At 30.7% G+C, this 11,185-nt stretch carries 6 protein-coding genes and 1 tRNA gene; 3 read left to right on the top strand and 4 right to left on the bottom strand.

The features are described from left to right. Positions 1–392 precede the first annotated feature (392 nt). Positions 393–1,649 carry a DUF3748 domain-containing protein gene (locus tag B4G36_RS11050; RefSeq protein WP_291064052.1) on the top strand — a complete coding sequence of 419 codons (1,257 nt, stop codon included), beginning with the start codon at positions 393–395 and terminating at the stop codon, positions 1,647–1,649. 198 nt (positions 1,650–1,847) lie between these two features. On the opposite strand, the gene B4G36_RS11045 is transcribed toward B4G36_RS11050, so the two are convergent. Beyond that, positions 1,848–3,359: a carbon-nitrogen hydrolase family protein gene (locus B4G36_RS11045; protein ID WP_280049997.1), complete on the bottom strand. Its 1,512-nt coding sequence runs from the start codon at positions 3,357–3,359 to the stop codon at positions 1,848–1,850. Positions 3,360–3,463: 104 nt separating this feature from the next. On the opposite strand from B4G36_RS11045, the gene B4G36_RS11040 reads away from it, so the two are divergent. Continuing rightward, the gene (locus tag B4G36_RS11040) at positions 3,464–4,492 is read left to right on the top strand and encodes a hypothetical protein (protein ID WP_291064050.1); all 1,029 of its coding nucleotides are present in this window, start codon (positions 3,464–3,466) and stop codon (positions 4,490–4,492) included. 47 nt (positions 4,493–4,539) lie between these two features. On the opposite strand, the gene B4G36_RS11035 is transcribed toward B4G36_RS11040, so the two are convergent. The 3 genes from B4G36_RS11035 to B4G36_RS11025 all read right to left on the bottom strand — a co-directional run bounded on the left by B4G36_RS11035 (position 4,540) and on the right by B4G36_RS11025 (position 9,403). Continuing rightward, complete coding sequence (locus B4G36_RS11035) at positions 4,540–4,797, bottom strand: hypothetical protein (RefSeq protein ID WP_291064048.1); 258 nt, start codon at positions 4,795–4,797, stop codon at positions 4,540–4,542. A gap of 7 nt (positions 4,798–4,804) precedes the next feature. Beyond that, on the bottom strand, positions 4,805–7,780 hold the full coding sequence (locus tag B4G36_RS11030) for a putative Ig domain-containing protein (protein ID WP_291064046.1): 2,976 nt from the start codon (positions 7,778–7,780) through the stop codon (positions 4,805–4,807). 183 nt (positions 7,781–7,963) lie between these two features. Further along, the gene (locus B4G36_RS11025) at positions 7,964–9,403 is read right to left on the bottom strand and encodes a glyceraldehyde-3-phosphate dehydrogenase (RefSeq protein WP_291064044.1); all 1,440 of its coding nucleotides are present in this window, start codon (positions 9,401–9,403) and stop codon (positions 7,964–7,966) included. A 342-nt stretch (positions 9,404–9,745) separates the two neighbouring features. On the opposite strand from B4G36_RS11025, the gene B4G36_RS11020 reads away from it, so the two are divergent. Beyond that, positions 9,746–9,830: transfer RNA gene (locus B4G36_RS11020), tRNA-Ser, on the top strand. The last annotated feature ends 1,355 nt before the right edge of the window (positions 9,831–11,185 follow it).

The following is an 11,185-nucleotide window of genomic DNA, read 5'->3' as shown; positions in this document are numbered from 1 at the left end:
GGATATGACGTACCCACAATAGTTAAAATATTATTTTTGTGTTTTTACGAGTTACCAACACATCTTAAACACTACCGGTAAAACTATTTAATTGTTGTTATCATTTCCAGATTGTGGAACATATTGCGAATCAATTCTGGTTGTAGATTTTCCAAAATCTTCATTAAATATTACCTTTGTTGTTTAAGGTTTAACAAAACTTATACTAAGGAAAATAAAAACATTGAAAAAATTATATTTTAATTATAATTAATCTAGAAAAAAAAATAAAATACAGTTTTGTAAAAAATTTTATAAAGAATGATAAAATATTTCTAGTAATCAAATAATTACGTTTTTAGTTGATTGTTAAATGTTTATTAAGTAAATAAAATATTATTAAACAATACGATATGGTAAAGCAGTTAACTTATGATGATTTTGGACATACGCTTCATCATAATCAAATTCAATCAGTTGATGGCAATTATCTTGTTTTTGATACACGTAATGATGATACAAAAATAGGAGAGACTTCTTCTATCTGTTTACTTCACACGAGAACTTACGAATCCAAAATTATTTATACAACAAATAATCAAACAGAATTTGGTCCTGGAGTAGGTGCAGCCTCTTTTTCACAAATTGAGAATAAAGTTATTTTTATTCATGGTATTCGAAATGCGAATCAAGCAAACCCGTATTCGGCAACAAGAAGGACAGGTGTCGCAATTGATTTAGAATTTCCAAATTACCCTATTTTTATGGATGCCCGAAATATAAATTTTCCCTTTACAAATGGTGCTTTGCGTGGAGGAACACATTCGCATTCGTGGCAAAAAGAGAAGAATTGGATTAGTTTTACCTACAACGATTATGTCTTGGAACAAGAATCTAAACAAAATTCTACCATAAAAGATCAGCGAGTGGTTGGAGTGATGTTTCCAAAAAAAGTTGAGGTTGAGTTGGATGAAACATTAGAAAATAATTCTGGTGAAATGTTCTCGATTATCGTTTCGAAAATAGTGACAAATCCTAAAAATGGAAGTGATGAAGTCGAAAAAGCTTTTGATGAATGTTGGATTAACTCAACAAACAATATCGCATTTCAGGGACATGTGCGTGATGAAAAAGGGAATTTGAAAACGGAAATTTTTATTGCTGAAATTCCAAATGAAATAAGGTTTGATGAAAACGATAATTTAAAAGGAACTTTAACTACTTTGCCAGATGTACCAAGTTGTATTTCGCAGAAACGAATCACTTTTACTCAACATGGAATTAGTAATTTTAGACATTGGTTACGTTCTTCTCCTGGCGGGAAAATTATCTATTTTTTGATGGAAGATGAATTTGATAAAACGCAATTATTTGGTGTAAATTTAGTTTCGAATGAAATTATTCAATATTCTTTTTTAGAAAATTCGATTACCTCTCCATTCAATCTTTCATCAAACGGAAAATATGCTATTTATTTTGTTAACGATAAAATATATCTAAATGATTTAATCAAAAAAAAATCTAAACAAATCTATCAAGTTCATAAAATCAATAATGAATTAACAGGAATTCCGCATTTTTCTAATAATGGGAAAAAAATCTATTTTAATCAATTTGTTTCAAATAATTTCAATGAAAAGTTTATTCAAATCTTCGAATTAGAGTTATAAAACAAAACTGAAATATGTTAAAATTCTAAGTTTTCTGAAAAATATTTGTCCCAGATAAAAAATATTTCTAATTTTAGTACAGATACTTAACCGAACCTAAGGTCTATGTTTTAAAAAAAGGTAGATTGCATGTTCTTATTCGAGTCTAACCAATGGGAATAAGAACTAAAACAAAACCTCCAAATTGGAGGTTTTGTTTTATGATTTTATTAGTTTTACTTCATACAAATCCTTGCGTCTGTCTTTCATCGTTTTTACAGTTCCATACTCATGCAACTCCTTTAGAAGATAAAGATCAACATCCGAAATCAGTACCATTTCTGTATTCGGAGTTGCTTCTGCTTTGACTCCATTGTTTGGAAAAGAGAAATCCGAAGGTGTGAAAACTGCCGATTGCGAATATTGAATATCCATATTATTCACACGCGGTAAATTCCCTACTGAACCCGCAATGGCCACATAACACTCATTTTCTATCGCACGAGCTTGCGCACAACTACGTACTCGCGTATAACCATTTTGTGTATCAGTCATAAACGGAACAAATAAAATTTCCATTCCTTGATCGGCTAAAATACGGCTCAATTCAGGGAATTCGACATCATAACAAATTAGTAAACCTACTTTACCACAATCGGTATCAAAAACTTTGATTTCGTCACCACCATTCAATGCGTAATATTTGAACTCATTTGGCGTAATGTGTATTTTACTATACGAATCTAATTTCCCCGAACGATGACATAAAAATGACGTATTATATAGTTTTCCTTCCTTTAAATGCGGCATAGATCCTGATATAATATTGACATTATATGTAATTGCAAATTCTTGAATTTTCTTCACAATATCATCCGTCATCGTTGCTAATTGATGCATCGCTTCAATCTCTTTCAAATGATTATATGGACTCATCAACGGCGAATTGAAAAATTCTGGAAACATGATAAAATCAGAGCCATAATCGCTTACCGCACTTACGAAAAACTCAATTTGATCATAAAAATCTTGTAAACCATTAAATAAACGCATTTGCCATTGCACCAAACCAAGACGAATAGTACGTTTTGTTGGTGAATTAGATTTCAATTCAGGTTCGTAATAGATATTATTCCATTCTAATAAAGTGGCGTATTCTAAAGATTCTTTATCATCTTTCAGATAATTTTTCAAGATTTTTTTTACATTAAAATCATTCGAAATCTGAAAAGCTAAAGTTGAATCATAAATTTCTTTACTTTTTACTTTTTCTATATATTGTCTAGGAGATAATTCTTGCGAATATTTATGATAATTTGGAATTCGTCCACCAGCTACAATTGATTTTAGATTCATTTCTTCACAAAGCGCTTTACGTTCATCATATAAACGTCTTCCCAAGCGCAATTGACGATAATTTGGATGAACAAAAACTTCAATTCCATACATTACATCACCTTCTGGATCATGTTTTAAAAATTTACCATTAGATGTTATCGTATCATAATTCGATTCGATATTCGTTTTTTTCGAATTAACCACAATACTCAATGCCGAAGCAACAACTTTTCCATCCACTTCAACACAAAGTTGACCTTGTGGAAAAATAGCTAATAATTCTTTAATTTCGTCGACAGTCCAAGTTCCAAGCTGATTGTGATAGGCTTCTTTTGTAGATTCAGTCAAATCACTATAATCTTCAAGAGTCAAATTTCTGACCTGAATATTCATTTTAATTAAATTTATATTATGCTTGAATTTAGCAAATATTAATCCAATAAACAATTTTAAAAAATAAATTTAGACCTATCTTCGTATAGAGTAATAAGCATGAAATGAAAGATGTAAAAATAGAGTTTAGAAAGCCTATTTATCCTGTGAGTGACGAATTAAATCATTATTTAGAGAAATATCATCGCAAAACAAAAGCGAGTGTAGAATATGATGATTTGATGCGTTTTTCGGGTTGTGTAGCATTGGAAGATAAGGAAGGAAATGATACGCATTGGTTAGGTGTTTATTATACCGACTCGGAACATCAGGAAATTCAAGATAGTCTAAACAGAATTTATACTTACTTACATTCAGACGGAGATGAGGAGTCTTTGCCTTATCTTGTTGTTGATTCTATCGATTATTGTACGTTCGGAAATTCGAAACCTTTTCGTATTCGGGTTCGTAATATTTTGAATGATAATTACACCAATTTTTACATCAAAAAAGCAGATGCTTCGCGTATTTATGGTTTAGAATTAGAAGATATTTTATCTCCTCACCGAATCAATTTTTTGGTTTACAAAAATACATTGATTGAGGAGCATATTTTGGGAATTCCAGGAGATGTTTTTATCAAAAATTATTTGGATAAATGTAATGATTTAGAAAAAAATCAGATTGCAAAAGAGTTTGTAAAGTTCAATGAACGTTGTTTTATAGGTCTTTTGGGTGATATGCGTTCGTATAATTATGTGGTGATTCCAATTCACGATTTTGATCAAGTTATCTATAGAATTCGACCAATAGATTTCGATCAACAATGTTATGAAGGAAATTTAAAAATTTATCGACCACAATATTTTAAAGAGAATCGAGTAATGGTTGATTTAGTCAATGATCGCTTGAAACCAAATTCTGTCGATCAATATAGAAAAGAAGTAAAATCCTTGATTTCGAAAAGAATTTCGAATAGTTCGAAGCGTTTTCGTGATTTAATGAAAATCATAAAAAAAGACACGATTTCTAAACCAGAAAATGTTGCACAATTACGAAAAGGTTTCGCAAAGTTTTACAAAGACCAATCCTATGAAGATTGTAAGACTATGGGCGAAATTTTGCATAAAGCTATCATTAACAGTTTGGAATAAAAACAATAAAAGCTTCTCAAAATTGAGAAGCTTTCTTTTTATAGAAATTAGTTTTTTAATAACTGCTTTCTGAAACGTAAAGCAACCAATCCTGCCCCTATTACCAATAATGGTAAATAATCATCGATTGGTGTTGGATCTTGATCTGGATCAGGATCAGTTGGATCATCTGTATCATCAGTATCATCAGCTTTTTGAGTAGTGTTATTACTTTCAAAAAAACGAATTCCACCTTCTTCAGTATTTGCAAAAGTCACAGTAGACATCAAACAAAATAATAAGGTTATTTTTTTTATATTTTTCATACGTTAATTATTTTAAAATTACTTTTCTAGATTCAGTTGTACCATTTGTATTCTCTACAACAACTACAACAACTTGAGGATTTACATTCAAATTGATTACATAATTTTTTGTATTTATGTTTTGAATATTTTGTAATTGTCTTCCTGAAATATCAACTAATTTTATTGATTTTATTGATTCTTTAGATGAAATTGTAATTTGTTTATTTTGAGCATAAACTACCAATCCTTTTTTAGACAAATCATTCGTAGATAATGTTTTATTTTGATAATTTATAGAGAAACGATCATTAATTTCTCCTACTTCTGTATCAAAAGAATAAGATTTTAATTCGTTTAAATTAAATGCTTTATCTAATTTTTTGTCTACCAAAAAGATATTTTGATTTTCGAAAACACCTTCAAACTTTTCTAAATTAATTTGATAAGTTCCTGCTTTTTTAACATTGAAAGTTAAATCAAAAGAATCTTCGTTATTGAAATCTCCACGTCCTTGAATTACAAATAAATCATTGTTTAAAACAGAATATAATCCTTCATTATTATTGTCAAATGGTTGAGCATCAAAATTTTGATCAAATTTATTTGTAGATCCCATTCCATAACCAATTAAAGAAGTATTCAATTTAGTTTGATCTGCTGATAAACTTAACCAATATCTATCTTTTTGTTCTTTGTAATAAACTGGACCATTAGCTGAGGTACGCATCGCATTATTAAGCACTAAATTACCAGCGTTTGCTACTTTTACTATAAATCCTTGTGCAATGTCAATATTAGGTGAAGTCATAGCTGGATCATTCCATCCTATTCCATTGTAAATAGCCCAGTTAGAACCTTGATATGCTCCATTTACAATTGGTTTAGAATGCGTCCAAACATAAACAGAGTTTACTCCTACTGATGTATTAGCAGCAATTAAAGCATCTAAACTAAGTGGTGACGCGTAAGGATTTCCTACTGCATTATTTCCTTTAGATGTTTTAGTTACAGGAATCGTTACTTCTCCATTAAATAATTGACCACTGAATGAACTTTCAAATACCTGAGCATCACCTTCTCCGTAATTGTTGTAATCATTTGGCGCTCTAAATGCGATTAACTCACCTGCTTGGAAAGTATCTGTAGAGGTTACATTCGCATCCCAGTCATTTGTAGATTCGTTGAATCTTGTAAAACGATTAGTTAAAGTTTTTGGAGAAATCTCAAAAATATTTTGATTAATAACAGGTGAAGACCACATTAAATTTTCTAAACGGTAAATAGGTGTTGATGATCTATCAAATATTGCAGGACCAACATTTACTGCGCTATTGCTATTATTCTTTTGAATCAAATAAGCACCGTGTCTGAATCTAAATGTTACATCATTTTGATTAACAACTTCATTCTCTACAGTAATTGTAATTCCTGCAGGAATAATCATATCTCTCTCAACTGTTAATTTCTTCGCAGAAAAACTTTCTGTTGGAGTTGCATGTAAAATAACTTCTTTTGTAAGATCCGGTGTTCCATTAGACCATGCAGTTCCGTCCCAAGTTGTAGAGTTTTCAGCTGTTGAACATTGAATTTTAACATTGTCAATAAATGCTCTTTTTGCCGATGTTTCTAATTTTAAAGTAGAACCAGCAGCTACGTTTTCAAAACTTACAGTTTGTGTTTCGAAATTATCTGCCATTTTCGCTGTATAAACAACATTTTTAGTTTCTGAACCTAATGTAATATTCATACTACCTTCTACCGAAGTCCATCCTTTTATATCAAAACTTACAGTAACATTACCTGATATTTCATCAAGTGTTTTAGAAGTGATAGCTCCCGTCTTACTACTAGTTCCTAATTTAACGGCTGCTCCTGCTTGAAAAGCATCATTTACAGTAGGGAAGTTATCATTACCTTCCCAGACAGGCATACTTCCTCCAGTATTATTATTAACACCTTTTAATTCATCAAAAGTTTCTTCAAAACAATAAGTAGCATTAGGATCATTTGATTTCACACTAAAAGTAGTTGTGTAATCATTAAAATTATTTCCTCCAATTGATGTAGCTGTAATTGTTGTAGAACCAATACCATCAAAAGATAATGTATTTCCATTTGCAGAAACAATAGAATTATCTGCAGATGTATAAACTATATTTTGCCCTTGATCTGTTTGGGTTGGTAACCCAGCAAAGGTAGTTCCTTGGTCTTGAGTTATATTTTCAAATGTATAATTTACGGTTTGATTTGCTTTAGCTATTTCAAATGTTACTGCAGCTGCTGTAGATGTATCTATTTCATTTGTAGCTGTAACTTGTGTAGTAAAAGTACCTGCTTGTGTTGGTGTACCAAAGAACAAACCTTCATTTGTATTAAATTCTATTCCTGATGGTAATGCCCCTGTTTGTGCCCAAGATGTAGGGTTATTCGTAGCCGTGATTTGTCCATCAGTTAATAACACTCCATACGTACCTGTGATGGTTTTAGGAGAAACTGTAGGAGCTTCTGTGACTACTTTCGTATACCCTGTCCAAGAAATATCATCTATTTTAATTTGGTTACCACTAGTTCTTAATTCTATAAAAACATCACCTTCAATATTGATTTCATTATTATATTCTGCGATATTATCAGAATTAGGATCAACAATAATTGTATTACCTATTTTTTCATTATTAACATAAACATCAATAGTTCTGTTTTTAGTTCCTGTAAAGGCTCTAGAATAATTAAATTTCAATGTTCCTACACCTCCTGTGTATGATGGAGATTTAACACTTCCGTTGTTATTTGTAGTAATAGCTTTTCCATTAATAGTTTGATCTGTACGTGCACTAGTTGCTGTCCAAGTTACATTATCATTTCCTATCCATTCTCTGTTACCATAACTACTTGGTGTATTAGTAGGAATATTTTCAAAGTTTTCAGAACCTTGCCCAAAAGCAAATCCTGTCAACAAACAGGTTAGCAGAGATGATTTAAAAAAGTAAAGTTTCTTCATAAATAAAATGTTTTTTTTTAGTTGTTCAAAAATAATGTTAATTTTCGTAACTAACATTAATATAATATTAACAAAAATAGTATAAATAATTTATTTAGCTGTTTTTAAACGAATAGGTTACAAAAAAAATCCACTAACCTATAAGGAAAGTGGATTAATTTTAAATAAAGGGAAAAAATACTATTAATAGTATGTATATCTTCTAACACCCGCAATGTGCTTCGCTAAACGCATTACTTGGTGGCTATATCCATATTCGTTATCGTACCAAACGTACATCACAATATTTTTACCATCTGCAGAAACTATTGTTGCATTACTATCAAAAATAGATGGAGCAGTAGTTCCAACAATATCCGAAGAAACCAATTCATTGTTCAACGAATATTTAATTTGCTCTACTAATTCTCCGTTTAAAGCTGCATTTTTCATAATGTTATTTACGTCCTCTACAGAAGTATTTTTATCAACTTCCAAGTTCAAGACAACCAAAGATCCATTTGGAACTGGAACACGAATTGCATTCGAAGTTAATTTACCTGCTAAACTTGGTAAAGCTTTTGCAACTGCGCTACCAGCACCAGTTTCAGTAATTACCATATTCAAAGCAGCAGCACGTCCACGACGATATTTTTTGTGCATATTATCAACTAAATTTTGATCGTTTGTATACGCATGTATTGTTTCTAAATGTCCTTTTACAACACCTAAATTATCTTCAACAACTTTCAAAATAGGTGTAATTGCATTTGTTGTACAAGATGCCGCTGAGAAAATATTTACATTTTCTGGGCTATATTCTTCATGATTAACACCATAAACAATATTCGGAACACCTTTTCCTGGCGCTGTTAATAAAACTTTATCAGCACCAACAGATTTTAAATGACGAGATAACGCTTCTTCATCTTTAAAAACACCTGTGTTATCAATAATTAAAGCATTATTAATACCATAAGCAGTATAATCAATATCTTCTGGTTGAGCTGCAGAAATCATGTAAACAGAAACTCCGTTGATGATTAACGCATTATTTTCGTGATCAGCTACAACGTTTCCGTCAAAATCACCATGAACAGAATCATGACGTAACAAAGAAGCTCTTTTTTCCAATAAAACAGGATCGTTTTTATCACGTGTTACAACAGCGCGTAATCTTAATTGTTGACCTTTTCCCATTTGAGAAGCCAACTCACGCGCTAATAAACGTCCGATACGACCAAAACCGTATAAAACAACGTCTTTTGGTTCAACACTTTTTACATTTTTGCTTGCACCTAATTTCTCTTCAACAAAAGCTTCTGCCGAAGCGTAATCTCCAGAAATATATTCTTTAGCTAATTTTCCAACATCAAGTCTAGAAGCTGGTAATTTAGCTTCAGAAATAGCTTTAGCAATCGCTAACGTATCGTCGATAGCAATCTTTTTTTCTACAAATTCCTCAGCATACTGATGTAGATTTACGATGTCACTAACGTTTTTATCAACTAATTGATTACGGAAAATTACCAATTCAACAGATTGATCATACCATAAATCTGAAACAATTTTAATGAATTCTACAACCTTTTTGCTCATTTCATTGAAAGATGCGAGTTGCTGATCATAAGAAGAGTGGTTCATTTTAGAAAATGTTTATTTTGTGTTTATTTACTTAATTCTTGGCAAAAGTAATTAATTATAACGATTTCGTATATTTTTTTTACAAAAACTAATTATTGTCATGTAAATGTACCTATTTCTGCAAAAAAAAGAAATAAAAGAAATAAAATGTTTTTTATTCAAAAAATAATGAATATTTCATTGATTTATAAATAACTGATTTTAATATATTTAAATATTTAAGGAGATGCGAAATAAGTCTACGAAAACGTTTTCGTTAAATTGAGGTTGAAAATTTTAATTTTGTAATTCAAAAAAGCGTTCTATATTTGCACTCGCAATACCGCAATAGACTGCGTTATTGGAGAGTTGGCAGAGTGGTCGAATGCGGCAGTCTTGAAAACTGTTGAGGGTCACACCTCCGGGGGTTCGAATCCCTCACTCTCCGCTAAGAAAACCCAATAGAGTAATCTGTTGGGTTTTTTGTTTTTCTGAAGTTGTTGAAAATTTCATTTTCATAAAACTGAAAGGAAAAACAAAAAATAATAGATGCGAAGTATCTAGAGTTTTCTTAGAATTACTTTCTTTTCTAGGGAATATGAAATAATCACTCTATCTCCGCTGATAAACCCAAATAGAGTAATCTGTTAGGTTTTGGTTTTTTTACGGTTTATGGTTAACCTTGTACGTTTTTTGTTATTAATACACGAATTCACTTATATCAACAAATTTCAAGAAACACATACAATTTTCAGACTAGCTTCAACCCATTTAAACGAGCGTATAAAAGATTTGTGAGCGATAGCGAGTCATTTATATTTTTAAGGAGTAAAATGAAGATTGAACGTTGAAAATCGCAGTCTTGTAATGCTTTGCATTCATGAATACCTTAAAAATAATAATAAATCATATGAATAACTTTTGGTTCCTTTTGTGTTAAAACTTCCCTGATGGGCACATGAATTCAAATGAATACAATAATAAGTCATCAATAAAAAGAACGTAATAAAGAACTATTAATTATTTTCTTATTATCCTAAATTATGTTCAGATCCTATTTCTTAAACCAAAATACATAATACATAATACATTTTACAACTTAACATCGATATACGAACACCGAACAAACCATACGGAACGGATACACAATGGATACAGAATGGATACAGCGCGGATACACAACCGATACAGAAAAGTGTCATTTTGGATATACACCGATACAGGATTTTAACACTTTTTAACACTTAATTTCTCTAACCACAATAGAAACATAGGTTTTATTAAGCTTTGCGCTCTACGCTTAACGTTTTACGGATTTTTATCCTTTTTCAATACTCAAATTCAATTTTAACAACATTTGAGATTAAGAGGAGGAGCCATGGTATGGCTCAGGTATTTTAAATAAATTATTTCCATAAAGTTGGCAACTCGCTCCACTCAGATACTCCAACTTTTTCTATTCCAATAATTTAAACTTAAATTGCATTTCGATTCTAAATCGTCGGTTTTTTAACTCTTTTTTCAATATTCAAATTCTCTTTTAACAACGAATTTTAGAATCGACAGACGATTTGCAAACGAGCTTCAATCCATTGGGTGAGAAACTGAAATGAATTAAGTTTGACAGATTACATCTCAAATACTTATTACTTTTTACATAATACATTGTACAACAACCCTCTCAATACTAATATCTAACATCTACTTTGTACTTAATACATTTACAACTCTAAAATCTCACTTCTCAAATCTCATATCTCATATCTCATATCTAACATCTACATTTTACATAATACATAATAC

The organism is Empedobacter sp. UBA3239 (assembly GCF_002362875.1).
GTDB classification, from domain to species: Bacteria; Bacteroidota; Bacteroidia; order Flavobacteriales; family Weeksellaceae; genus Empedobacter; species Empedobacter falsenii_B.
Note: the sequence above shows the minus strand (reverse complement) of the source record. Positions and strands in the feature narration are given on the sequence as shown.

Bases quoted from the DNA above. Each gene is read 5' to 3' on its own strand.
- B4G36_RS11050 (WP_291064052.1), top strand. From the start codon at position 393: ATGGTAAAGCAGTTAACTTATGATGATTTTGGACATACGCTTCATCAT.
- B4G36_RS11045 (WP_280049997.1), bottom strand. From the start codon at position 3,359: ATGAATATTCAGGTCAGAAATTTGACTCTTGAAGATTATAGTGATTTG.
- B4G36_RS11040 (WP_291064050.1), top strand. From the start codon at position 3,464: ATGAAAGATGTAAAAATAGAGTTTAGAAAGCCTATTTATCCTGTGAGT.
- B4G36_RS11035 (WP_291064048.1), bottom strand. From the start codon at position 4,797: ATGAAAAATATAAAAAAAATAACCTTATTATTTTGTTTGATGTCTACT.
- B4G36_RS11030 (WP_291064046.1), bottom strand. From the start codon at position 7,780: ATGAAGAAACTTTACTTTTTTAAATCATCTCTGCTAACCTGTTTGTTG.
- B4G36_RS11025 (WP_291064044.1), bottom strand. From the start codon at position 9,403: ATGAACCACTCTTCTTATGATCAGCAACTCGCATCTTTCAATGAAATG.